The sequence below is a fragment of the Pseudoduganella namucuonensis genome (assembly GCF_900116645.1).
Lineage (GTDB): Bacteria > Pseudomonadota > Gammaproteobacteria > Burkholderiales > Burkholderiaceae_D > Rugamonas > Rugamonas namucuonensis.
In genome coordinates, this window is sequence record NZ_FPBO01000062.1 from 1 (window position 1) to 21,837 (window position 21,837).

The window sequence follows — 21,837 nt, forward strand, 5'->3', positions numbered from 1 at the left end:
TGGTGCCGGACAGCGTGTGCGAGACCAGCCGGGTGCGCAGCTCCTTGTCGCGGATTTTCACCACGTAGTCGTCGCCGGCGTAGGCGGCCTGCATGTCCGGCCATTGCGCCAGCAGTTTTTTCGCGCCGGCCTCCATGGCGCCGTCGCGCTCCGCGATCAGTTCGTCGAAATCGGCGCCCAGGTCCAGGCCCGCCTTGGCGGCGGCCAGCATGCGCTTCGATTCCCGCAACTGCTGGCGTTCGCGCGCCAGTTTCACCTGTTTCGCCGTGTTCTTGTGGTAGCCGCGCACCGTGTCCGAGATCTCGGCCAGGTAGCGCGCCCGCGCCGGCGGCACGATCACGTTCCTGCCGCTGCTGAAACGCACCGTTTCCACCGGCAGCACGCCGGCTTGCGTCTTCATGCCGAATTGCGCCAGCTTGGGCAGCAGGCCCTGGTACAGGGCGGTGACGCCGTCGTCGTTGAAGCGCGAAGCCTGGGTGCCGAACACCGGCATCTCCTCGGGGCGCTGGTTCCACAGCTCGCGGTTGCGCTGGTATTGCTTGGCCACGTCGCGCAACGCGTCCTGCGCGCCCTTGCGGTCGAACTTGTTGATGGCGATGAAGTCGGCGAAGTCGAGCATGTCGATCTTCTCCAGCTGCGAGGCGGCGCCGAATTCCGGCGTCATCACGTACATGGACACGTCCACGTGCGGCACGATGGCGGCGTCGCCCTGGCCGATGCCGGAAGTCTCCACGATCACCAGGTCGAAGCCGGCGACCTTGCACGCGGCGATCACGTCCGGCAGCGCCTGCGAGATCTCGGAACCGGCTTCGCGCGTGGCCAGCGAGCGCATGAAGACCCTGCTTTGGCCTGCCCACGGGTTGATGGCGTTCATGCGGATGCGGTCGCCCAGCAGCGCGCCGCCGGATTTGCGGCGCGACGGGTCGATCGAGATCACCGCGATGTTCAGCGCGTCGCCCTGGTCCAGGCGGATGCGGCGTATCAGTTCGTCGGTCAGCGAGGACTTGCCGGCGCCGCCGGTGCCGGTGATGCCCAACGTGGGCACCGGCAGGCCCTCGGCGGCGGCCAGCAGTTCGGCGCGCAGCGCCGGGGAGGCCTTGTCGTTCTCCAGCGCCGTGATCAGCTGGGCCAGCGGGCGGTGGCGATCCGCGATGGGGCCCTCGCGCAGCGGCGCCAGCGCCGTCGGAGAGTACTGGGACAGGTCGATGTCGCATTGCTCGACCATCCACTGGATCATGCCGACCAGGCCCATGCGCTGGCCGTCCTCCGGGCTGAAGATGCGGGTCACGCCGTAGGCGTGCAGGTCGGCGATCTCCTCCGGCACGATCACGCCGCCGCCGCCGCCGAACACCTTGATGTGGGCGCCGCCGCGCTGGCGCAGCAGGTCCAGCATGTACTTGAAGTATTCGACATGGCCGCCCTGGTAGCTGGAGATGGCGATGCCCTGCACGTCCTCCGCCAGCGCGGCCGTGACCACCTCGTCCACCGAGCGGTTGTGGCCCAGGTGCACCACTTCCACGCCGTTCGACTGCAGGATGCGGCGCATGATGTTGATCGAGGCGTCGTGGCCGTCGAACAGCGAGGCGGCGGTGACGAAACGTACCTTGTTGGCCAGCGTGTACGCCGCCAGGTTGTCGGTAATCGAAAGATCGGTCATGGCTAGTTTCTTATCTATTTATCATGAAAGGCACTGGAAGTCGTGGGACGAGTATAAAAAGTCCTCCAGCGCCACGCCATGCCCAAAAACACCGAAGCGGGTGCGAATTTCTGCCATGCGGCGTCGTACCATCTGCGCTACAGTAGCGGCATGGAAAAAGGCAGTGTTTCTATCTATTTTGTGCACAGCGCGCTGGAATCGTTGATCGCGCGCGGCGTCGACGTTGGCCCCGTGCTGCGGGAGGCTGGCCTGGAGCCTGCTCTGCTGGCCACGCCCCAGGCCAGGGTCTCGGCGGCCGCCTTCAGCAGCCTCTGGCTGGCGGTCGCGCGCGTGCTGGACGATGAATTGTTCGGCCAGGACAGCCGCCGCATGAAGGTGGGCAGTTTCGCCCTACTGTGCCAGACCGTGGTCCATAGCGCCACGCTGGGCGATGGCTTGCGGACGATGACACGCTTCTTCAACATGTTGCTCGACGATTTCCACTGCGCGCTCGAGATCGGGGGCGGCCGGGCCGACCTTGTGATCCGCGACCGCCGCGGCGGATCGCCGCCCGTGTTCGGTTACGAAACGCTGTTGATGCTCATACACGGCATCCTCTGCTGGCTGGCCGGACGCCGGATACGGGTGCTGCGCGCCGACTTCTCCTATGCCGAGCCGTCGCGCAGCGCCGAATACCGCCGCATGTACTGCGACGACCTCCATTTCGGCAGCGACGCCACCCGTCTCTCGTTCGACAGCGCTTGCCTGGCCCTGCCGGTGGTGCAAAACGCCGGCACGCTGGGCGCCTTCGTGCGCGGCGCGCCCGCCAATATCGTACTCAAGTACCGCAACCGTGACGGCATGGCGGCCCGCGTGCGGCGCCGCCTGGCCAGCCTGGCGCGCACCGAATGGCCAGACTTCGAGACGCTGGCGCAGCAGATGCACAAGGCGCCGTCCACGCTGCGGCGCCGGCTGGAGGACGAGGGCGAGTCCTTCCAGTCGATCAAGGATCAGCTCAGGCGCGATCTCGCCATCGACTACCTCCGCAACAGCGCGTTGAACGTGGCCGAGATCGCGGCCGAGCTGGGTTTCGCCGAACCCAGCGCCTTCCACCGCGCGTTCAAGAAGTGGACCGGGGCCGGGCCGCAGTCCTACCGGCAGCGCATGCTCGAGGGCGCGGAGCCGCCGGCCTAGTACTGGTAAAAACCGCGCCCGCTCTTGCGTCCCAGCGTCCCGGCATCCACCATCTCGCGCAGCAGCGGCGCCGGGCGGTATTTCGGGTCGCCGAAGCCGTCCTGGAACGATACAAGCACGGCGAGCAGGGTGTCCAGACCGATCAGGTCGGCCAGCGCCAGCGGCCCGATGGGCTGGTTGCAGCCCAGCTTCATGCCGTTGTCGATGTCCTCCGCCGAGGCCAGCCCTTCCTGCAAGGCGAAGATGGCCTCGTTAATCATCGGCACCAGGATGCGGTTGACCACGAAGCCGGGCCGGTTGCCGGCCGCGACCGGGGTTTTGCCGATGCGGCGGCTCAATTCGGTGACCGCGGCGGCCGTGGCGTCGGAAGTGTGTATGCCCCGCACCAGCTCGACCAACGCCATCAGCGGCACCGGATTGAAGAAATGCATGCCGATGACGCGGTCCGCGCGCCGGGTCGCCGCGGCCAGCCGGGTCACCGACAGCGACGACGTGTTGGTGGCGAGCATGGCTTCCGGTTTCAGCAGGGCGTCCAGCTGGCCCAGTATGCGCAGCTTGAGCGCTTCGTTTTCGGTGGCCGCCTCGATCACCAGGTCCTGCCGCGCCAGCGCCTCGTAAGCGGTGCCGCAGGATATGCGCGCCAGCGCACTGTCGCGTGCCGGCACATCGAGCTTGCCCTTGGACACCATGCGCTCCAGGCTGGCGCCGATGGCCGCCCTGCCCCGCTCCAGCGCGGCGTCGCTGATGTCGACCATCACCACATCCAGCCCGGCCAACGCGCACACTTGCGCGATGCCGTTGCCCATCGTCCCCGCCCCCACCACGCCCACGCTCTGTATCGTCATTGCACCGCTCCCTTGTTGGCCAGATTTGCAGCAGTATAGGAGCCGGTCCGCGGCGTAGTCCATGGCGAAAAAATCCAATCCACGCGAGCGGTTTGGGCATGCGGCAGGCCACGCCAAAACACCGGACGTCGTCAGCGTCGACGCCAACAGGCGCGCACAAAGCCCGAGCCAATCCTCAGCGCTCGACATTTCGGTGGTGCGCAGGTAATGGCGTGCCAGTGAATCGCGCACGGTGTCCAGTACCAGCTGGAATGTGCTTCCTTCATCCTGCAGCCTGCGCTGCAGGAAGGGACGCTCGACATCCGCCGCCGCGAACACCAAAGTGGCCAGCGGCGTGTTGCTCACGGGTGCGCCGAAAAACGACTGGTACAAGCGCGCGATGTGTTGACGCTATCGCAGAGCCTCGCCGCGGAGGTGACGTCGAAGGGTGTGTATGTCCAGGCAGTGCTGCCCGCGGCCACGCGCACCGAGATATACGACCGCGCCGGTGGCGGCATCGGCAAAGTGCCCGATGTGATGGAAGTTGAAGACCTTGTCGATGCGGCGCTGGGGTGTGACGTCATGCCTTCAAGGCACTGCCATGCGGAACGCCACGCCAAAACGTTGGGCCAGCGCATCGAGGCGCCTATCCAGGCTCCACAGCTTTGCACCCGGCGTCATCAGTGTCGAGGCGAGCAAGACGAGATCGACCAGCCCGCATCCCGTCCCGTACAGCGCTTCGCGTTCAATGAACCCGATGGTTTCCCGCACCCCGGCCTGCTGGCTCGATGGCAAAAGGCCGAGATCGTCCAGCGTTTGCGCCCTTGGCGCCGGTGGCGTGCCGCACGCGATCTCCCCGATCACCATGGGATGCGAGAGCGCCAAATCCTGTTCGAGCAGCACCGCGAGCGTGTCGTTGCGGCGCCGGAAGTGATCGACCCAGACGGAGGTATCGATCAGTACGCCGCTCATTGGGCTGGCTCTGGCCTGTGGCGAGGTATCTCGGCCATTTCTGGCGCCGCGCCACCCAACGCCGCCAACCGCTTGGCGGCGCGCACGCGTACGAAGGTCTTGATGGCTTCCCGGAAGAGGTCGGCCTTGTCCATGGACGGGTCCGCGACCTCCAAGGCCTTGTTGTACAGTTCGTCGTCGATGGTGACCGTGGTCCTCATGGATGTCTCCAGAATCAATGGTGATGTAATTATGTATCCAATCACGCATCATCACAAGGCGGTATGCGGAAGAATTCGCCTTGAACTGGCGAGTGCCATGCGAACCCCGCACCTTTCCTCGCGCGCGCAAAAAATGGACCGCAGCCCGACAGTATCCGCGCAGCCTGGGAGCTATACTGCGCGCCGGCGCCCGCCAAGTATTGTCACGCCATTGCTCCTCTGTCCGGCGTACCAAGGCAGTTCGGGCACGCCAGCGGGGGAATCGGTTGCCTATTCAGGCCACTCGCGTTACTGTTCAGCATGAAAGTCCGCGGCGCGGGTACGACAACAACAACGCAGGAGACCATGGAAAGCAAGGCAATTCAGGCGGGACAGCACCGGCTGCCCCCGGCGATCGATTACGAGACGTGGGACCGGCTGGTTGGTCTCATCTACGAAGGTCCCATGGAGTCCATTCCGTGGCAAGCCGCGCTGGAAGAGATCCGTCTGCTTTTCTCGGCCAACCACGCGCTCCTGATCCTGCGCCCGACCTCCGCGCAGGAGCGCGGCCTGACGATACGCGCGTCCGGCGGACAACCCATCGTCACCCCTTCCGACTACTACGACTACGGCTACGCGCTCGATCCCTTCGTGGGATTGGCTGAAAGCCGCATCACCACGGTCGACGACCTGATAGGCGCCGAACACTGGACCTCCAGCGAATTCTTCCTGCAGTTCGTGCAACCGGCCGACATCCGCTACATCATGGGGGCGAACTTCCGCACGCGCGGCGGCGTCGATTGCCGTTTCCGCGTATGCCGCCCGCTCTCGGCCGGAAAATTCACGGACGAGGACATGGCGCTGGCGCAATTGACGCTGCCGCATTTCAATCGGGCCGTGCATCTGCACACCCGCCTGGACTTGCTGACGTCCGAGCGCGAACTGTACTCCTCCACCGTCGACCGCATGATGGTGGGCACCTTGTTGTTCGACGAAACGTTGACTTTGCTGCGCGTCAATAGCGTGGCGCAAGACATGCTGGCCGAAAAGGATGGGCTCGAACTCCGCCAGGGCGGATTGGTGGCGACCTATCTGAGCGCCGAAAACCAGGAACTGCAACGCCTGATCGCCAAGGCGCTCGCCCCGTCGCCCGCCGGCGCCGCGCCACGCCTGACCGAGGCGGTGGCGCTGACCCGCCCATCGGGCCGCTCCAAGCTCGGGGTCGTCGTCAATGCGATCCCGCTCAATGAATGGTCGGAGGGCCGGCATCGCCCCGCCGTGGTGGTGTATCTGCGCGACCCGGACCGCAAGTCCGACGCCTCCACCGCCGTCCTGCGCCGCCTGTTCGATTTCACTCCGGCGGAAGCCGAGCTGGCGCTGCTGCTCAGCAGTGGCAAGACGCTGGACGAAGCGGCCGAGGTATTGGGCATCCGCAAAAACACCGTCCGCGCGCAACTGCGTTCGATTTTCTCCAAGACCGGCGTCACCCGCCAGACCGCCCTGGTGCACGTGCTGCTGAACAGCGTCATGACGCTGAACTGACCGGCATTGAAGCGCCGCGGCGCCCGCGTGCGGTGCTCGCGGCGGCGCCCGTTTACTCCAATCAGACGATGCGCGCCGGCCGCATATGGTTTGCAATGGCGCATGGCCCGCGCCTGCGCGCAGCCTACACCACCGGGACGGGCGCCATCGCGGCGCACGCCATCGTAACTTCGCAATGAATGCCCGCCGGCGCGGCGTCCAACGCGCCGAGCGGCGCCCACCGCGCCCCGCACCGGCGCACAGGAGACTAGCATGCCCACCCCACACCATCCGGACGCGTCCGACGCCAACACCACGGCCAAGAGCGTCGTCATCGTCACCGGCCCCGCCCTGATCGCGCTGATCCCCATGGCCGCGGCGCCCGCCATGCCGGCGATGGCCGCGCACTTCGCCCCCGGCGGCGATGGCGCGCTGTTCGCGCAACTGGTCATGACGATACCGGCCGTACTGCTGATATTAAGCGCCACCATCACCGGCATCGTCGCGGAACGGGTGGGCAGGCGCGCCGTGCTGTTGGCCGCGCTGGCGCTGTTCGCGGCGGCCGGCATGGCCGCGCTGCTGGCGCCAGGCGCCATCATGCTGATCGCCTCCCGGCTGTTGCTGGGCCTGGCTGGTGGCGCCATCCTGACCGTCTCGTTCTCGCTGGCCGGAGACTATCCGGAGGCGCAGCGCGAACGCATATTGGGCTTCGCGGGGGCGGCGGCGGCGGTGGCCGCCATGATCGCGCTCACCGCCGGCGGCGCCCTGGTCGACCGTTTCGGCTGGCGCGGACCGTTCGCGCTCTACGCTGCGAGCCTGCCCGTGCTGGCCCTCGCATGGGGCGCGGTCAGCGAAAGCCGCGCGGCGCGGCACGAGCATAGTTTGTTGAGTCCGCTTCGCCTGCTGTGGCCGTCGTATCTGCTGACCATCGTCCTGGTGATCGGCGTCTTCCTGCCGGGTATCCAGGGTCCGTTCCTGCTGCAGGCGGAAGGCATAGCCAGCGCCGCCACCCAGGGCGTGGTGATCGCCTCCTCGTCGCTGTCCGCGGCCATCGCCTCGGCCAGCTTCGGCTACTTGCGGCGCTACCTGAGCATCCAGGCGCTGACGCTGGTGACGGCGCTTTGCATGGGCGTCGGCGCATCGGCCATCTTCGCCTTGCACGGCGCACTGCCGATCGCCGTGTGCTTCGCGCTGATCGGCATAGGCGCGGGCCTGGTCGAGCCGGTCACGCTGTCGCTGGTGCTGGCGCGCGCGCCCAAGTCCATGCAGCCGCGCGCGGTCGGCCTGGTGCTCAGCGCCGTGTTCCTGGGACAGTTCCTCAATCCGCTGGTGCTGAACCCGATCCGGCAGTCGATGGGCACCGGCCACGCCTTCCTGGCCGCGGGCCTGATCCTGCTGGCCCTGGCCGGAGCCCTGGCCGTGGGCCATCTGCTCGCCGGCCCCAAGCCGGCACTAAGCGCGGACTAAACACAAGGCGGGCGCCGGGCCACGGCCGCCGGCCGGAAACACGAGCGAGCCGGCGAGCCGCTCCCGCCGCCCTTGCCCTGCTTGCCCTGCTTGCCCTACTTGTCCGACTTGTTGACGTTCGCGGCCGAGAGGAAGGCCGGCCGCTCCCCGCCGCCATGCACCAGCAAGTTGACCCCGCTGACGTAGCCGGCCTTGGCGGACGACACGTACACGCAGGCGTCGCCGATATCGCGCGGCGTGGCCAGGCGTCCCAGCGGAATGGTCTGGGCCACCGCCGCCAATCCGCTGGCGTCGCCGTAATGCAGGTCGGACTGCTCGGTATGCACCAGGCCCGGACTGACGGCGACCACGCGCACGGCCGGCGCCCACTCCACCGCCAGCGATTGCGTCAGGCTGACGATACCGGCCTTCGCCGCGCCGTAGGTCGCGCTGCCCGGCGATGGGCGGGAGGCGCTGACGCTTCCAACGAACACGATCGCGCCGCCGCCTTCCTGCCGCTGCATGATGGCGTTCGCCTGCAAGGCCATCAGCAGCGGCGAAGTCAGATTCAGCCTGATCATCCCCTCGTGAAACCGCGGCGAGGCGTCCGCCGCCAGCGCGTATGGCGTGCCGCCGGCATTGTTGACCAGCACATCGAGCCGGCCATGCGTCTCGATGATGGTCTTGAACAGGAGCTCGATGGCGTCCAGTTCCCGCAAATCGGCCCTGTGGAAGGTGGCGCCGCGCCCATCCACGCAAGGCAGCGTTTCGGGCTCGCCACGCCCGCAGATGACGACGGTCGCGCCCGCCGCCAGATAGCATTCCGAAATGCCCCGTCCCACGCCTTTTCCACCGCCCGTCACCAGTACCACCTTGCCGGCGTATTGCTTGTCATTGTCCACGTTGATTCTCCTCGGTTGTTGAATGAGCCTGCTCCCGAGCCTAGTGCAACGGCGTCCCGCTGTCGTCGTCTGAATGGACCACGACAGCGGGTTTTAGTCTGGATGGACGATGCTTCGCGAAGCGCTCTTACGCGAAGATGGCAGCCATCATCCCGCGGCCACGCGTTGCGCCGCCCAACTCCGAGGACCGACAATGGCAAGCATCCCCTCCCCCATCCCGATGGGCAAATTCGTCCACACCGCCGGCGGACTGGACATCCACTACCACGAGGCCGGGGACGGCCCGCCGGTGGTGTTCATTCACGGCAGCGGCCCCGGCGCCAGCGGCTACAGCAACTTCAAACTGAATTACCCCCGCTTCGCCGAACAGGGCTACCGCGTCATCGTGCCCGACCTGCCCGGCTACGGCCTGTCCTCCAAGCCGGAGGACGTCGAGTACGTGCTCGCCTTCTTCGTCTCCGCCCTGCGCGAATTCCTCGACCAACTGGGCATCGAACGCTGCGTGCTGCTGGGCAATTCACTGGGCGGCGCGATCGCGATGCAATACGCGCTGGACCATCCGCGGGCGGTGAGCAAGCTGATCCTGATGGCGCCCGGCGGCCTGGAGGAACGGGAGACCTACTTCCAGATGCGGGGCATCCAGGACATGGTGGCGTCCTTCGCCGGCGGCGCCATCGACACCGAGGGCATGCGCCATCTGCTCTCGCTGCTGCTGTACGACAAGGAGCTGATCGACGACGCGCTGCTGGCCGAGCGCGTCGGCGTGTGCGCGCTGCAGCCGCGCGGCGTGCTGTCCACCATGCGCGTACCCAACCTGAGCGAGCGCCTGGGCGAGATCACCTGCCCGGTGCTGGGTTTCTGGGGCATGAACGACCTCTTCTGCCCCCCGGGCGGCGCGCTGAAGGTGGCCCGGCAGTGCCCCAACGCCCGCTTTATGCTGGTCAACCAGTGCGGCCACTGGGTCATGGTGGAGCACCGCGCCATGTTCGACCGCAACTGCATTGACTTCCTCAACCACGACTGACCGAGACCCCGATGACCGCCAATATCTCCCCTGACCTGATCGCCGCGCTGGCCGACGAACTGTACGCGGCCCTGCGCGGCGGCGCCACGCTGGCGCCGCTGACCGAGCGCCACCCGCAAATCACCATCGACGACGCCTACCATGTCTCGCTGCGCATGCTGGAGCGGCGGCTCGCCGCCGGCGAACGCGTGATCGGCAAAAAGATCGGCGTCACCAGCGCGGCCGTCCAGCAAATGCTGAACGTGCACCAGCCGGATTTCGGCTTTCTCACCGACACCATGGCCTATCCGGACGGCGCGACCGTCAGCCTGCGCGCGGCCGGGCTGATACAGCCGCGCGCGGAAGGCGAGATCGCCTTCCTGCTGGGCCAGGACCTGAACGGCCCCGGCATCACCGCGCGTGATGTGCTGGCCGCCACCGAGGCCGTCATGCCCTGCTTCGAGATCGTCGATTCGCGCATCCGCGACTGGCGCATCCGCATCGAGGATACGGTGGCCGACAACGCATCGTGCGGCGTGTTCGTCATCGGCGAAACGCGCACCGATCCCCGCGCGCTGGACCTGGCCGCCGCCGAACTGGTCATGCGCCGCAACGGCGAGCGCATCTCCAGCGGCCTGGGCTCGGCCGTGCAGGGACATCCGGCGGAGGCGGTCGCCTGGCTGGCCAACACGCTGGGCCGTTTCGGCATCCCCTTCCGCAAGGGCGAACTGATCCTGTCCGGCTCGCTCGTGCCGCTGGCGCCGGCCGTCGCGGGCGACCATTTCGAGCTGAGCATCGCCGGCATGGGCGGCGCCTCCATCCGATTCTCCGAATAACCATCCCGCGTCACCACGAAAGTCGAAAATGAAGAAAATCAAATGCGCCTTGATCGGGCCCGGCAACATCGGCACCGATCTGCTCTACAAGTTGCAACGCAGCCCGGTGCTGGAACCGGTCTGGATGGTGGGCATCGATCCCCAGTCGGAAGGCCTGAAACGGGCCGAACAGATGGGACTGAAGGTGACCGCCGGCGGCGTCGACGGCCTGCTGCCGCATGTGCTGGAAGACGGTGTCCAGATCGCCTTCGACGCCACCTCGGCCTATGCGCACGCGGCCACCTCGGCCAAACTCAACGCGCTCGGCGTGCTGGTGATCGACTTGACGCCGGCCGCGATCGGCCCGTTCTGCGTGCCGCCGGTCAATCTTGCCGAGCTGCTCGGCAAGCGCGCCATGAACGTCAACATGGTCACCTGCGGCGGCCAGGCGACGATACCGATGGTGGCGGCGATCTCGCGCGTGCAGCCGGTCGGCTACGGCGAGATCGTGGCGTCCGTCTCCTCGCGCTCGGTGGGACCGGGCACCCGCAAGAACATCGACGAATTCACCCGCACCACCGCCGGCGCCATCGAAAAAGTCGGCGGCGCCAAAACCGGCAAGGCGATCATCGTCATCAATCCGGCCGAGCCGCCGCTGATCATGCGCGACACCATCCACTGCCTGACCGAGGACGAGCCGCGACGCGACGCCATCACCGACTCGGTGCACGCGATGATCAAGGAGGTGCAACGCTACGTTCCCGGCTACCGCCTGGTGAACGGGCCCGTGTTCGACGGCAAGCGCGTCTCGGTGTACATGGAGGTCGAGGGCCTGGGCGACTACTTGCCAACCTACGCCGGCAACCTGGACATCATGACCGCCGCCGCCGCGCGCACGGCCGAGATGTTCGCCGAACAGCTCATCAACGGAACCCTTTCACTCGAGCCCGCAGCGGCCTAAGGAAGCACCATGACCCAAGAACGAAAAAAAATCCTCGTCCATGACATGACCCTGCGCGACGGCATGCATCCCAAGCGCCACCAGATGTCGCTGGAACAGATGCGCAGCGTCGCCCAGGGGCTGGACCAGGCCGGCGTGCCGCTGATCGAGGTCACCCACGGCGACGGCCTGGGCGGCTCGTCCGTCAATTACGGCTTCCCGGCCCACTCGGACGAGGAATACCTGGGCGCGGTGATCCCGCTGATGAAGCAGGCCAAGGTGTCCGCCCTGCTGATCCCCGGCATCGGCACCATCGACCACCTGCTGATGGCGCGCGAGCTGGGCGTGCACACGATACGGGTCGCCACCCATTGCACCGAGGCCGACGTCTCGGAGCAGCATATCGGCCTGTCGCGCAAGCTGGGGCTGGACACCGTGGGCTTCCTGATGATGGCCCACATGAGCAGTCCGGAACAGATCCTGGACCAGGCCCGCCTGATGGAATCCTACGGCGCCAACTGCATCTACTGCACCGACTCGGCCGGCTACATGCTGCCGGAGGATGTGAAGGCGCGCATCGGCCTGCTGCGCGAGAAGTTGAAGCCTGAAACCGAACTTGGCTTCCACGGCCACCACAACATGGCGATGGGCGTGGCCAACTCCATCGTCGCGGTCGAGTATGGGGCCAACCGCATCGACGCGGCGGCGGCGGGACTGGGCGCCGGCGCCGGCAACACGCCGATGGAGGTGCTGGTGGCGGTGTGCGCCCGCATGGGCATAGAGACCGGCGTGGACGTGTTCAAGATCTCCGACGTGGCCGAGGATCTGGTGGTGCCGCTGATGGACCACGCGATCCGCATCGACCGCGACGCGCTCACGCTGGGCTATGCCGGCGTGTACTCGTCGTTCCTGCTGTTCGCCAAGCGCGCCGAGGCCAAGTACGGCGTGCCGGCGCGCGAACTGCTGCTTGAGCTGGGCCGGCGCGGCATGGTGGGGGGACAGGAGGACATGATCGAGGACACGGCGATGACGCTGGCGCGGGCGCGCGGCCTGATCGGCTAAGGAGGGAGGCCCATCCGGCCAGGCCGGATGGGTGTTGCTTCAGGAGCTACGGTAGCAGTCCGCGAACGCGGCGGTGAAACGGTCGAGTTCATCGGCCGGCAAGTGGTTGATGCCGGCCGCGAGCTTGCGTCCGCCACCGGTCGGATAGCGCCGGCAGAACGCGTCGGCCGCCACCTTGCCATCGGCCGGTACCCGCAGGCTGACCACGAAGCCGCCGGCCGCGTTGGGCGACAGCATGGCCAGCGCGCTGCCCGGCAGCGAACGCGCCAGCTCATTGGCGAACACGCCGCTGGCCCGCTTGGCCCAGGCGGCGTCCGGCAACAGCATCACGGTGGCCCCGGCTTCCTGCAACGCCGGCTTGAGCTGGCGGGCGCGCGCCATATCGGCGTTGTAGCCATCGCTCAGCGTGGCATAGGCGCCGGAATCGCGCGCAAAGGCGAGTGGATCCTCATAGGGCAGGATCAGCCCGGCCAGCGCGTGCGGATCGATATGGAGATCGGCGATGCTCTCGCCGTAGGCGTTGTAGTTCAGGTAGGTGCCCAGGTCGCGCAGCGTGGCCGTGGCCTGCTGGTCCAGTCCCGCCTCGGCCGCCATCGCCGCGCCCACTTTCGGCAGGCTGTCGCCGTAGGCGGCGGCGATGGCCCACTTGCGGTGGCGCCCGCCCAGATGGCGGTCGACCAGGATAGCGGTGCACACGTCCGGCGCCTCGTCGATATACGAGGTGAAGTGGGGTGATTCCGGCAGCGCGCCGCTGAAATGGTGGTCGAAATAGCGCACGCCTGCGCCGCGCGCCAGCAGGCCGTCCAGGGCTTCGCGGTTCTGGTCCAGCGAAATGTCCAGCACCGTCACCTGGTCACCCTCGCCGGCCGGCACGCGCGCCAGCAAGGCGATGTCGCGCTTCACGCCCGTGATCAGACGGGTCTCGGCCAGGGCGCCGGCATCGGCCAGCCGCAACTGCTGCAGCGCGCACAAGCCGTCGGCGTCGCCGTTAAAGGCATAGAAATGGGTCATGGAAGTCGCACCTCCGCTTTCACGCCGCGCGCCGCGCAGCGTGCAGCGCCTCGGCGCGCTGTTTGACGCCCAGCGCCACCGCGTCGAAGCTGTGCTTGACCCAGGCCCCGAAGTTCTTGGTGATCTCGTCCGCATTGACGCCCAGGAAGATGTCCGTGGTGACGTAGGAACTGCGTTCCGGCCCCAGCGCTTCCACATACTGGTCGCGCCGCGCCGCGTCCTTGGATTCCGCCGTGGGCCGCTGCTCCCACGACAGCAGGCGCTCCGGCTCCACCGCGGCGATGTATTCGACGATGCGCAGGTTCTCGCCCGGCGTGGCCGGATTCGGTACGTACAGGTCCACCGGCGCGCCGACCACCAGCGATGACTCGACCCGCACCGTGAACGGGTTCCACTCGTGGTAACGCGGCAGGTCCACCAGCACCTGCCACACCAGCGACGCCGGGGCGTCGATCTCGACCTTGATCGAGGTGATGATATTTTCCGCTTTGCTCATTTGATCGCTCCCAATCTCACAACATGAATTCGCCGCCGTTGACGTCCAGCGCGGCACCGGTGACCGCGCGCGCGTAGTCCGACACCATGAACAGGGCGGCGCGCGCGCATTCGTCGTCGGTGGGGATGTATCCCAAGGGGATATTGGCGGCCACCCGCGCCACCACTTCCTCCTCGCTGACGCCCTGGGCCGCCGCCATGTGCGGAATGAAGCCCTGTACCGGCGCGCCCCACATCCAGCCCATCAACACGCTGTTGACGCGAATGCCGTGCTGGCCCAGTTCCTTCGCCAGGTATTTCACGGCGGTGGCCAGCGCGCCCTTGGAGCAGGCGTAGGCCGCCTGGCCCGGCAAGGCCTTCCTGATCACCATGCTGTTGATCATGGCGATCGCGCCGCCGGTCGCCTTCATGTGCGGCACGACCGCCTGGGTCAGCTGCATGGTGCCGAACAGATTGGTCTCGAACACGCCACGCCAGCCAGCCAGATCGGCCGATTCAACCGCCTCGGTCACGTTGCCCGCCGTGTAGGCGCTGTTGACCAGCGCGTCGATGCGGCCGAAATGCCGCATCGTCTCCTCCACCAGGCGCCGGCACTGGTCGGCCTGGCCGATGTCGGTGGCCACCTTCAGCACCCTGCATTCATTGCCCACGGCGCGGATGCGCGCCTCGGCGTCGTCCAGCTTGTCGGCGCCCCGCGCGGCCAGCACGACGGCCCGCGCGCCCTCGCGCGCCGCCTCCACCGCCAGCTTCACACCGAGTCCCGGCCCGATGCCCGAAATGATCACTATTTTGTCCTTGAGCAGCATGTCTCCTCCTTGTGGTTATCTATCGCGTTCAGGCGGCCGCGCCGGCCTGACGGGGCAGGATGTAGCGCGCGCGGTAGCCCGCGAAGTCGCGCTCCAGGCCCGCCAGCGTGAGGCCCATTTTTTCGATCGAATACTGGTGCGCGGCGCGTTGGTCGCGGCGGCTCAGCTCCATCCAGTCCAGCATGCGCTGGCGCACCTCGCTCCCCAGTTCCATGCCCAGGAAGGGGTAGACCGACTCGGCCACCTCGATCGGCTTGGTCACCGCGTCCAGGTACCAGACGTCGAGGAAGCGCGCGGCCGGCATGCCGTCGCGGAAAGCCATCGAGTTGCGCATGCCGGCGGCGAATTTGTCCGCCCACAGGCGTCCGGCCTTGGCCGGATCGGCCACGTCGCTGTAGACGCGCCAGATGGTGTAGGCGAAGCTGCCCATGGACGGAATGGTTTGCAGCGGGTCGCGGTGGGTCTGGATCACCTGCACATCGGGGAACACCTTGAACAGGGTGGGCATGGCGTGCACATGGTGCGGGCTCTTCAGGATCCAGCGCTGCGCCACCTCCCCGCGCTGGCGCTTTTGCCATTGCAGGAACTGGAGCTGGCGCTTCAGGTAGGCATAGGCGGGGGTCTGGTCCTGCCGGCCCAGCCAGGCGACGTAGCCGGGCAGATTGGCGTAGGCGTCCATCGCGCTCAGGAAGGAGTGCTCCATCAGGATCACTTCCTCGTCGGGCAACTCGGCATCGAGCGGATGCATGGCCAGCAGCTCCGGCATGGCCTGGATCATCATGCCGACCTCGGTCTTGGCGGCCGCGATGCGTGGATCGGGCGCGTCCGGCGCGGCGCCGGGGAACGGCGACGGGAAACGCACCTCCCAGTAGTTCGCCGTGTAAAAGCGGGGGTCGCGCGCCAGGATGCGGTGCAGCATGGTGGTGCCGGTGCGCGGCAGGCCGACGATGACGACCGGCCTTTCGATGGCCTCGTTCAATATCTCGGGGTGGCGCGCGCAATAGGCCTCGAGCGTGAGCCGGTTGCACAGGCTTTCGACGATGCGCTCGGCGAACAGGGCACGTCCGGCGTCGGACAGTTGCGCCTCCTCGTTGACCGAGCGCAGCAGCACTTCCAGCCCGGCGCGGAAGCTGGGATCCCCGAATTCGGCGAGGCCCGCGCTGCGGCGGCTCGCTTCGGCCAACAGGGCCTGTGATTCCAACGCGACTGATTGCTTATCCATGGTGTGTATTTCCTTTGAGTTCCGTGAGTTTCACTACCCGGCACAGCGGGTGCACCTGTTCCGGCGCGCCTATCCAGCGGAAGCACATGGTGCCGACGCGATGTCCGGCCGTCTCCAACCAGTTCGGCAGGCCGGGATCGGCGTGCGCCAGTACCAGCGTCAGGCTGCCATCCGGGTTGAGGACGGCGCTATGCTTGTTGAGACAAATATCGAAATAGCGGTAGTCCAGCGACTCCATCCAATAGTTGTTGACTTGTATGTTCCAGTAGTCGCAGTCGGGGATGCGCGCCACCTCGATCAGTAGCGCCTCGTCCTCCTCCAGCGACCAGAACGAATGGTAGAAAAACACGTTGGGATCGCCGCCGGCGGCGCGGCAGACCATCTGGTCGGCGGGCGGCAATGCGTTGGCGTGCCGCTGAAAGCCCTGGGCCCAGTCGGCGAACAGGCGCGCCGTGTTTTCGACAAAGTGCGCCGCCTTCAATAAATTGTCCGCCAGCCGCGCCGGCGCCAGCGCGGCCGGGCGGGCGCCGGCGTCGATGCGTTCAATGCGCAGCCGGGCCGGTTGCTCGGCGCGGCGGTCCAGGAAGGTCTGGCGTATCAGCAGTTGGCTGGTATCGGCCGCCAACGGCAGCCAGTTGCCCGCGTGGGGGCGCGCGCTCAAAATCAGTTCGAAGCTGCCGTCCGCCTCGAAACGCATGCGGTGCGCGTCGATGAAGCCGGTCGGCTCCAGCTTGCCGTTGCTGTCGTAGCCGCCCGACTTGGTGCTGAAGTTCAGATAGGCCACGCTGCCACGCTGGCCCATCACCCGGTACTCGCGCGCACCGCTGATGCGGGCGACCTGGTACAGGTTGTCGGGATTGTCGGCGCCGATCTTGGCGGTCTCGTGCGAGGGCACGATGAATACCGGGAAGTCCGGATCGCCGGACTCGACATACATTTCCAGGCCGATGCGCAGCAGCCGGCTGAGGTAACGGTAGCCCTCGGCCCGGCTGAAGGCGTCCGAAGGCGCCTCCGGCCGCGTGATCTGCGCGCCGGCGCGTTTGACGATGTCGCCGAACCGTTCCCACGCGCGGCCGACGTCGTCCCCGGGCATTGCGCTGTCGTCCATGGTTGCCTTCCTTAGCCTAGTCGATGATGGAATAGCCGCCGTCCACCACCAGCGTATGGCCGGTGATGAAGCTGGCCGCCGACGAACACAGGAACAGGATGGGCGCGGCCATCTCCTCCGGCCTGGCCCAGCGTCCCAGCGGGGTTTTCGCGTTGACCTGGGCCGCGATGGCGGGATCCTCGGCGTAGCGCGCCGTCATCGCCGTCGGCGTCGAACCGGCGGCGATCGCGTTGACGCGGATGCCGTCCGCCGCCCAGCCGGCGGCGAGCGACATTGTCAGCTGCACCACGCCGGCCTTGGCCGCGCCGTAACCCGGCAGGTGCGGACTGCCGAAGATGGACATCATCGACGCCAGATTGACGATGCTGGCGCCGCCCGGCAGAGCGCTGCCGCGCAGGCGCCCGTGCAAGCCCTCGCTCACCGCGTGCACCGCGTTCAGGTTGACCCTCACACACTCGGCGAAGCTGGCCGACGGCATCACATGGCCGGCGTTGTTGACGAGGATGTCGACCTCGCCCACCGCGTCGACGAAGCGCGCGATCGAATCGTCGCACTCCAGCCGCAACGGCAGGTAGCGCCAGGCCGCGTCGCAACCGTCGTAAGCGGCGATGTCCGGGCGGGTGCCGCTGACCGTCACCCGGGCGCCGGCCGCGGCGAACGCTTGCGCGGTCGCGCGGCCGATGCCGCTGGTGCCGCCGGTGACCACCACCCTCGCACCGTCAAAGTCGAACCTTGCTGCGCTGTTCATTTACTCTCCTTTCACTGAGGCCCCGCCACGCGACGGGGCCATTCCGGCGCTAGCGCTCCAGCACGCCCGCCTCGACCAGCCGCGCGATGATCAGCTCGGCCGCCTGCTCGGGTGTCTTGTCGGTGGTGTCGATGCGGATCTCCGGGTTTTCCGGCGCCTCGTACGGCGAGTCGATGCCCGTGAAATTCTTCAGCTCACCGCGCCGCGCCTTGCGGTACAGCCCCTTCGGATCGCGCTGCTCGGCCACGCCGATCGGCGTGTCCACGAAGACCTCGAAGAACTCGTCGGCCGCCACCAGGTCGCGCGACATCTTGCGTTCGGAACGGAACGGCGAGATGAAGGACACCAGCGTGACCAGGCCCGCATCCACCATCAGGCGCGCCACCTCGCCGACCCGGCGGATGTTCTCGACCCGGTCCTCCTCGGAGAAGCCGAGATCCTTGTTCAGGCCATGGCGCACATTGTCGCCATCGAGCAGATAGGTGTGTTTGCCCAGCGCGTGCAGGCGCTTCTCGACCATGTTGGCGATGGTCGACTTGCCGGCGCCGGACAGGCCGGTGAACCACAGCACGCAGGGCTTCTGCGCCTTCAGCGTGGCATGCGCCTGCTTGTTGACGTCGATGGCTTGCCAATGGATATTCTGCGAGCGGCGCAACGCGAAGTGCAGCAGGCCGGCGCCCACCGTGCTGTTGGTCAGGCGGTCGATCAGGATGAAGCCGCCCGTGTCGCGGTTCTCTTTGTAGGGGTCGAAGGCGATCGCCTGGTCCAGATTGAGGTTGCAGACGCCGATCTCGTTCAGCTCCAGCTTTTTCGCCGCCAGGTGCTCGAGCGTGTTGACGTTGACCTTGTACTTGGGCGGCGCGCTGTTGACGGTAACGGTCTTGGTGCCGATCTTGAGCAGGTAGGGGCGGCCGGGAATCATCGCTTCCTCCGCCATCCAGACGATGGTGGATTCGAACTGGTCCGCCACACCGGCCGGCGCCTCCACCGTGGCCAGGATGTCGCCCCGGCTGATGTCGATCTCGTCGGTCAGCGTCAGCGTCACCGCCTGGCCGCTGGCGGCGGTCTCCAGGTCGCCATCCTGCGTGACGATGCGCGCCACATTGCTTTCGCGGCCCGACGGCAGTACGCGCAGGCGGTCGCCCAGCTTGACGCCGCCGCCGACGATGGTGCCGGAATAACCGCGGAAGTCGAGGTTCGGCCGGTTGACCCATTGCACCGGGAAGCGGAACGGCCCGCTTTGCTCGGCGCCCTCGGCCACTTCCACCGATTCCAGGTGCCCCATCAGGGTCGGGCCGTGGTACCAGGGCGTGTTGGCGCTGTGCTCGGTGATATTGTCGCCCCTCAGCGCGGACATCGGGATCGACACGATGTTGTCCAGCCCCAGTTGCGCGGCGAAGGCGCGGTACTCGGCGTCGATGCGCTCGAACACTTCCTGCGAATAGTCCACCATGTCCAGCTTGTTAATCGCCAGCACCACGTGGCGGATGCCGATCAGCGACACCAGGTAGCTGTGGCGCCGGGTCTGCGTCAGCACGCCCTTGCGGCCATCGATCAGGATCACCGCCACGTCCGCCGTGGAGGCGCCGGTGAACATGTTGCGCGTGTACTGTTCGTGGCCAGGCGTGTCGGCCACGATGAACTTGCGCTTGTCGGTCGAGAAGAAGCGGTAGGCGACGTCGATGGTGATGCCCTGCTCGCGCTCGGCGGACAGGCCGTCCACCAGCAAGGCGAAATCGAGATCGCCGCCTTGCGTGCCGACCTTTTTCGAATCGGCCTCCAGTTGGCTGAGCTGGTCCTCGAACAGCATCTTCGATTCGTACAGCAGGCGCCCGATCAGGGTGCTCTTGCCGTCGTCGACGCTGCCGCAAGTGATGAAGCGCAGCATGCTCTTCTTTTCATGGGAATGCAGGTATTGCACGATGTCATCGGCAATCATGTCGGAAACGTGTGCCATTAGAAATAGCCCTCCTGTTTTTTCTTTTCCATCGATCCGACCGAATCGTGGTCGATCACGCGGCCCTGGCGTTCGGAGGTGCGGGCCAGCAGCATCTCCTGGATGATCGCCGTCAGATTGTCGGCCTCGCTTTCGACCGCGCCCGTCAGCGGGTAGCAGCCCAGCGTGCGGAAGCGCACCTTCTTCATCCGCGGCACCTCGCCCGGCTTGAGCGGCATGCGCTCGTCGTCGACCATGATCAGCACGCCGTCACGTTCCACCACCGGGCGCTCCTTGGCGAAGTACAGCGGCACGATGGGCACGTTGTTGAGGTAGATGTATTGCCAGATGTCCAGCTCGGTCCAGTTCGAAATCGGGAACACGCGGATGCTCTCGCCCGGGTTCTTGCGGGCGTTATAGACGCGCCACAGCTCAGGCCGCTGCATCTTGGGATCCCAGCGGTGCTGCGCCGAGCGGATCGAGAAAATGCGTTCCTTGGCGCGCGACTTTTCCTCGTCGCGGCGGGCCCCGCCGAAGGCGGCGTCGAAGCCGTGCTTGTCCAGGGCCTGCTTGAGCCCCTCGGTTTTCCAGATGTCGGTGTGGATGGCCGAACCGTGCGTGAACGGATTGATCCCCTTCTCGACGCCCTCGGGATTGATATGGACCAGCAGGTCCATTCCAAGCTTGTCGGCCATCTGGTCGCGGAAGGCGATCATCTCGCGGAACTTCCAGGTGGTGTCGACGTGCAGCAGCTTGAACGGCGGTTTGGACGGGTAGAACGCTTTCATCGCCAGGTGCAGCATGACCGCGCTGTCCTTGCCGATGGAATACAGCATCACCGGATTTTCGCATTCAGCGACGACCTCGCGCATGATCTGAATGCTCTCCGCTTCGAGACGCTGAAGGTGTGTCAACATTATCCTTCTCCTTTATTGATGGCATGCCGGACGATCGTGGAACTCCACGGGGGCGGCAACTCCGCCCTTTCATCAAACCCGTGCTGCATTGGTCCCCAAGGTACTAGACGCGCCGTCGCGCAGTCATCGTCCAACTGGATTAAGACTTTTCGGCGCGCGGCCGCCTCCGCGTTTTTAGTCTGAAGAGACGATGCGAAAAATGGGGCATCGGGCTTATAGTTGGAACGAAGCTGGCGCCGAAACGCCGATGCGCAGCGCAACCAACCCACCTAAAGGACAACCATGAAAATCGGTATTCCCGCCGAATCGAGACAGGGAGAAACCCGTGTCGCGGCGACGCCCGAGACGGTCAAAAAACTCGCGGCCAAACATGCGATCCTCGTGCAGTCGGGCGCCGGCCTGGCGGCATCGGTCAGCGACGAGGCGTACGCCGCGGCCGGCGCCACCATCGCCAGCGCGGCCGAGGCCTACGGCGCCGACGTGGTGCTGAAGGTCCGTGCGCCCAACGCCGAGGAACGCGCGCTGATCAAGCCGGGAACGGTGGTCATCGGCATGCTGAACCCCTTCGACGCGGACAACAACGCGGCCATGGCCGCCGCCGGGCTGCAGGCCTTCGCGCTGGAGGCCGTGCCGCGCATCACGCGCGCGCAGTCGATGGACGTGCTGTCCTCGCAGGCCAACATCGCCGGCTACAAGGCGGTGATGGTGGGCGCCAACACCTACCAGCGCTTCATGCCGATGCTGATGACGGCGGCCGGCACCGTGAAAGCGGCGCGCGTGCTGATCATGGGCGTGGGCGTGGCGGGCCTGCAGGCCATCGCGACGGCCAAGCGCCTGGGCGCGGTGATCGAGGCGTCCGACGTGCGCCCGCCCGTCAAGGAGCAGGTGGAGTCGCTGGGCGCCAAGTTCATCGACGTGCCCTTCCTGACCGACGAGGAGAAAGAGATCGCCAAGGGCGTGGGCGGCTACGCCCGCCCGATGCCGGCGGACTGGATGAAGCGCCAGGCCGAACTGGTGCACGAGCGCGCCAAGCTGGCCGACATCGTCATCACCACCGCGCTGATCCCGGGCCGTCCCGCGCCCGTGTTGATCTCCGAGGA

Annotated in this window: 22 protein-coding genes and 1 pseudogene; 10 read left to right on the forward strand and 13 right to left on the reverse strand. The window is 66.6% G+C overall.

Annotated elements, in window-relative coordinates; genetic code table 11:
• Positions 1 to 1,657: cobalamin-dependent protein (locus BM436_RS34225; RefSeq protein WP_177307791.1), on the reverse strand; the 1,657-nt coding region annotated here is incomplete at its 3' end.
• Between the two features lie 78 nt (positions 1,658 to 1,735).
• On the opposite strand from BM436_RS34225, the gene BM436_RS34230 reads away from it, so the two are divergent.
• Positions 1,736 to 2,830 carry an AraC family transcriptional regulator gene (locus tag BM436_RS34230; protein WP_307667066.1) on the forward strand — a complete coding sequence of 365 codons (1,095 nt, stop codon included), beginning with the start codon at positions 1,736 to 1,738 and terminating at the stop codon, positions 2,828 to 2,830.
• On the opposite strand, the gene BM436_RS34235 is transcribed toward BM436_RS34230, so the two are convergent.
• Positions 2,827 to 3,675: a 3-hydroxybutyryl-CoA dehydrogenase gene (locus BM436_RS34235; RefSeq protein ID WP_093561307.1), complete on the reverse strand. Its 849-nt coding sequence runs from the start codon at positions 3,673 to 3,675 to the stop codon at positions 2,827 to 2,829. The genes BM436_RS34230 and BM436_RS34235 overlap by 4 nt on opposite strands.
• A gap of 61 nt (positions 3,676 to 3,736) precedes the next feature.
• On the opposite strand from BM436_RS34235, the gene BM436_RS37375 reads away from it, so the two are divergent.
• Both BM436_RS37375 and BM436_RS38250 read left to right on the forward strand, forming a co-directional pair.
• Positions 3,737 to 3,883: a hypothetical protein gene (locus BM436_RS37375; protein ID WP_177307793.1), complete on the forward strand. Its 147-nt coding sequence runs from the start codon at positions 3,737 to 3,739 to the stop codon at positions 3,881 to 3,883.
• Positions 3,884 to 4,056: 173 nt separating this feature from the next.
• A pseudogene (locus BM436_RS38250) lies at positions 4,057 to 4,224 on the forward strand (SDR family NAD(P)-dependent oxidoreductase); the annotation flags it as partial.
• A gap of 18 nt (positions 4,225 to 4,242) precedes the next feature.
• On the opposite strand, the gene BM436_RS34245 reads toward BM436_RS38250, so the two are convergent.
• Both BM436_RS34245 and BM436_RS34250 read right to left on the reverse strand, forming a co-directional pair.
• Positions 4,243 to 4,626, reverse strand: coding sequence for a type II toxin-antitoxin system VapC family toxin (locus BM436_RS34245; protein ID WP_093561309.1), 384 nt, complete (start codon positions 4,624 to 4,626; stop codon positions 4,243 to 4,245).
• Positions 4,623 to 4,826, reverse strand: a complete 204-nt coding sequence (locus BM436_RS34250; RefSeq protein WP_093561311.1) for a type II toxin-antitoxin system VapB family antitoxin — start codon at positions 4,824 to 4,826, stop codon at positions 4,623 to 4,625. The genes BM436_RS34245 and BM436_RS34250 overlap by 4 nt, the downstream gene beginning before the upstream one ends.
• Positions 4,827 to 5,171: 345 nt before the next feature.
• Here BM436_RS34250 and BM436_RS34255 point away from each other — a divergent pair, with 345 nt between their 5' ends.
• Both BM436_RS34255 and BM436_RS34260 read left to right on the forward strand, forming a co-directional pair.
• Positions 5,172 to 6,347: a helix-turn-helix transcriptional regulator gene (locus tag BM436_RS34255; protein WP_177307795.1), complete on the forward strand. Its 1,176-nt coding sequence runs from the start codon at positions 5,172 to 5,174 to the stop codon at positions 6,345 to 6,347.
• 252 nt (positions 6,348 to 6,599) lie between these two features.
• A complete protein-coding gene (locus tag BM436_RS34260; protein WP_093561315.1) occupies positions 6,600 to 7,793 on the forward strand; it encodes an MFS transporter in 1,194 nt (397 codons plus the stop codon).
• Between the two features lie 95 nt (positions 7,794 to 7,888).
• Here BM436_RS34260 and BM436_RS34265 read toward each other — a convergent pair whose 3' ends face one another.
• Positions 7,889 to 8,674: an SDR family oxidoreductase gene (locus BM436_RS34265; protein ID WP_093561317.1), complete on the reverse strand. Its 786-nt coding sequence runs from the start codon at positions 8,672 to 8,674 to the stop codon at positions 7,889 to 7,891.
• Positions 8,675 to 8,867: 193 nt separating this feature from the next.
• Here BM436_RS34265 and BM436_RS34270 point away from each other — a divergent pair, with 193 nt between their 5' ends.
• From BM436_RS34270 to dmpG, 4 genes are read left to right on the forward strand one after another with little or no spacing between them, the layout of a single operon-like run.
• Entirely contained in the window at positions 8,868 to 9,698 is an 831-nt protein-coding gene (locus BM436_RS34270) for an alpha/beta fold hydrolase (RefSeq protein ID WP_093561319.1), read from the forward strand.
• Between the two features lie 11 nt (positions 9,699 to 9,709).
• Entirely contained in the window at positions 9,710 to 10,513 is an 804-nt protein-coding gene (locus BM436_RS34275) for a fumarylacetoacetate hydrolase family protein (RefSeq protein ID WP_093561321.1), read from the forward strand.
• 28 nt (positions 10,514 to 10,541) lie between these two features.
• Positions 10,542 to 11,453, forward strand: a complete 912-nt coding sequence (locus BM436_RS34280) for an acetaldehyde dehydrogenase (acetylating) (protein ID WP_093561323.1) — start codon at positions 10,542 to 10,544, stop codon at positions 11,451 to 11,453.
• A 9-nt stretch (positions 11,454 to 11,462) separates the two neighbouring features.
• Positions 11,463 to 12,494, forward strand: coding sequence for a 4-hydroxy-2-oxovalerate aldolase (gene dmpG / locus BM436_RS34285; protein ID WP_093561325.1), 1,032 nt, complete (start codon positions 11,463 to 11,465; stop codon positions 12,492 to 12,494).
• 39 nt (positions 12,495 to 12,533) lie between these two features.
• On the opposite strand, the gene BM436_RS34290 is transcribed toward dmpG, so the two are convergent.
• From BM436_RS34290 to cysD, 8 genes are read right to left on the reverse strand one after another with little or no spacing between them, the layout of a single operon-like run.
• Positions 12,534 to 13,505 carry an acetyltransferase gene (locus BM436_RS34290; protein WP_093561327.1) on the reverse strand — a complete coding sequence of 324 codons (972 nt, stop codon included), beginning with the start codon at positions 13,503 to 13,505 and terminating at the stop codon, positions 12,534 to 12,536.
• Between the two features lie 19 nt (positions 13,506 to 13,524).
• Complete coding sequence (locus BM436_RS34295) at positions 13,525 to 14,001, reverse strand: SRPBCC domain-containing protein (RefSeq protein WP_093561329.1); 477 nt, start codon at positions 13,999 to 14,001, stop codon at positions 13,525 to 13,527.
• A 16-nt stretch (positions 14,002 to 14,017) separates the two neighbouring features.
• Positions 14,018 to 14,806, reverse strand: coding sequence for an SDR family oxidoreductase (locus BM436_RS34300; RefSeq protein ID WP_093561331.1), 789 nt, complete (start codon positions 14,804 to 14,806; stop codon positions 14,018 to 14,020).
• 28 nt (positions 14,807 to 14,834) lie between these two features.
• The gene (locus BM436_RS34305; RefSeq protein ID WP_093561333.1) at positions 14,835 to 16,028 is read right to left on the reverse strand and encodes a sulfotransferase family protein; all 1,194 of its coding nucleotides are present in this window, start codon (positions 16,026 to 16,028) and stop codon (positions 14,835 to 14,837) included.
• Positions 16,021 to 17,136: a DUF1214 domain-containing protein gene (locus BM436_RS34310; protein WP_093561335.1), complete on the reverse strand. Its 1,116-nt coding sequence runs from the start codon at positions 17,134 to 17,136 to the stop codon at positions 16,021 to 16,023. The genes BM436_RS34305 and BM436_RS34310 overlap by 8 nt, the downstream gene beginning before the upstream one ends.
• Before the next feature lie 16 nt (positions 17,137 to 17,152).
• A complete protein-coding gene (locus BM436_RS34315; RefSeq protein ID WP_093561337.1) occupies positions 17,153 to 17,884 on the reverse strand; it encodes an SDR family NAD(P)-dependent oxidoreductase in 732 nt (243 codons plus the stop codon).
• A gap of 49 nt (positions 17,885 to 17,933) precedes the next feature.
• Positions 17,934 to 19,841 (reverse strand): sulfate adenylyltransferase subunit CysN, encoded by a 1,908-nt coding sequence (cysN, locus tag BM436_RS34320; protein WP_093561339.1) that lies wholly within the window; start codon positions 19,839 to 19,841, stop codon positions 17,934 to 17,936.
• Positions 19,841 to 20,737, reverse strand: coding sequence for a sulfate adenylyltransferase subunit CysD (gene cysD, locus BM436_RS34325; protein WP_093561341.1), 897 nt, complete (start codon positions 20,735 to 20,737; stop codon positions 19,841 to 19,843). Before cysD ends, cysN begins: the two co-directional genes overlap by 1 nt.
• 282 nt (positions 20,738 to 21,019) lie before the next feature.
• On the opposite strand from cysD, the gene BM436_RS34330 reads away from it, so the two are divergent.
• Positions 21,020 to 21,837: Rossmann-fold NAD(P)-binding domain-containing protein (locus tag BM436_RS34330; RefSeq protein ID WP_093561343.1), on the forward strand; the 818-nt coding region annotated here is incomplete at its 3' end.

What these genes read in the sequence shown, in the direction of transcription:
- BM436_RS34230 (WP_307667066.1), top strand. Translation starts at nt 1,736, where the DNA reads ATGCCCAAAAACACCGAAGCGGGTGCGAATTTCTGCCATGCGGCGTCG.
- BM436_RS34235 (WP_093561307.1), bottom strand. Translation starts at nt 3,675, where the DNA reads ATGACGATACAGAGCGTGGGCGTGGTGGGGGCGGGGACGATGGGCAAC.
- BM436_RS37375 (WP_177307793.1), top strand. Translation starts at nt 3,737, where the DNA reads ATGGCGAAAAAATCCAATCCACGCGAGCGGTTTGGGCATGCGGCAGGC.
- BM436_RS34245 (WP_093561309.1), bottom strand. Translation starts at nt 4,626, where the DNA reads ATGAGCGGCGTACTGATCGATACCTCCGTCTGGGTCGATCACTTCCGG.
- BM436_RS34250 (WP_093561311.1), bottom strand. Translation starts at nt 4,826, where the DNA reads ATGAGGACCACGGTCACCATCGACGACGAACTGTACAACAAGGCCTTG.
- BM436_RS34255 (WP_177307795.1), top strand. Translation starts at nt 5,172, where the DNA reads ATGGAAAGCAAGGCAATTCAGGCGGGACAGCACCGGCTGCCCCCGGCG.
- BM436_RS34260 (WP_093561315.1), top strand. Translation starts at nt 6,600, where the DNA reads ATGCCCACCCCACACCATCCGGACGCGTCCGACGCCAACACCACGGCC.
- BM436_RS34270 (WP_093561319.1), top strand. Translation starts at nt 8,868, where the DNA reads ATGGCAAGCATCCCCTCCCCCATCCCGATGGGCAAATTCGTCCACACC.
- BM436_RS34275 (WP_093561321.1), top strand. Translation starts at nt 9,710, where the DNA reads ATGACCGCCAATATCTCCCCTGACCTGATCGCCGCGCTGGCCGACGAA.
- BM436_RS34280 (WP_093561323.1), top strand. Translation starts at nt 10,542, where the DNA reads ATGAAGAAAATCAAATGCGCCTTGATCGGGCCCGGCAACATCGGCACC.
- dmpG (WP_093561325.1), top strand. Translation starts at nt 11,463, where the DNA reads ATGACCCAAGAACGAAAAAAAATCCTCGTCCATGACATGACCCTGCGC.
- BM436_RS34290 (WP_093561327.1), bottom strand. Translation starts at nt 13,505, where the DNA reads ATGACCCATTTCTATGCCTTTAACGGCGACGCCGACGGCTTGTGCGCG.
- BM436_RS34295 (WP_093561329.1), bottom strand. Translation starts at nt 14,001, where the DNA reads ATGAGCAAAGCGGAAAATATCATCACCTCGATCAAGGTCGAGATCGAC.
- BM436_RS34300 (WP_093561331.1), bottom strand. Translation starts at nt 14,806, where the DNA reads ATGCTGCTCAAGGACAAAATAGTGATCATTTCGGGCATCGGGCCGGGA.
- BM436_RS34305 (WP_093561333.1), bottom strand. Translation starts at nt 16,028, where the DNA reads ATGGATAAGCAATCAGTCGCGTTGGAATCACAGGCCCTGTTGGCCGAA.
- BM436_RS34310 (WP_093561335.1), bottom strand. Translation starts at nt 17,136, where the DNA reads ATGGACGACAGCGCAATGCCCGGGGACGACGTCGGCCGCGCGTGGGAA.
- BM436_RS34315 (WP_093561337.1), bottom strand. Translation starts at nt 17,884, where the DNA reads ATGAACAGCGCAGCAAGGTTCGACTTTGACGGTGCGAGGGTGGTGGTC.
- cysN (WP_093561339.1), bottom strand. Translation starts at nt 19,841, where the DNA reads ATGGCACACGTTTCCGACATGATTGCCGATGACATCGTGCAATACCTG.
- cysD (WP_093561341.1), bottom strand. Translation starts at nt 20,737, where the DNA reads ATGTTGACACACCTTCAGCGTCTCGAAGCGGAGAGCATTCAGATCATG.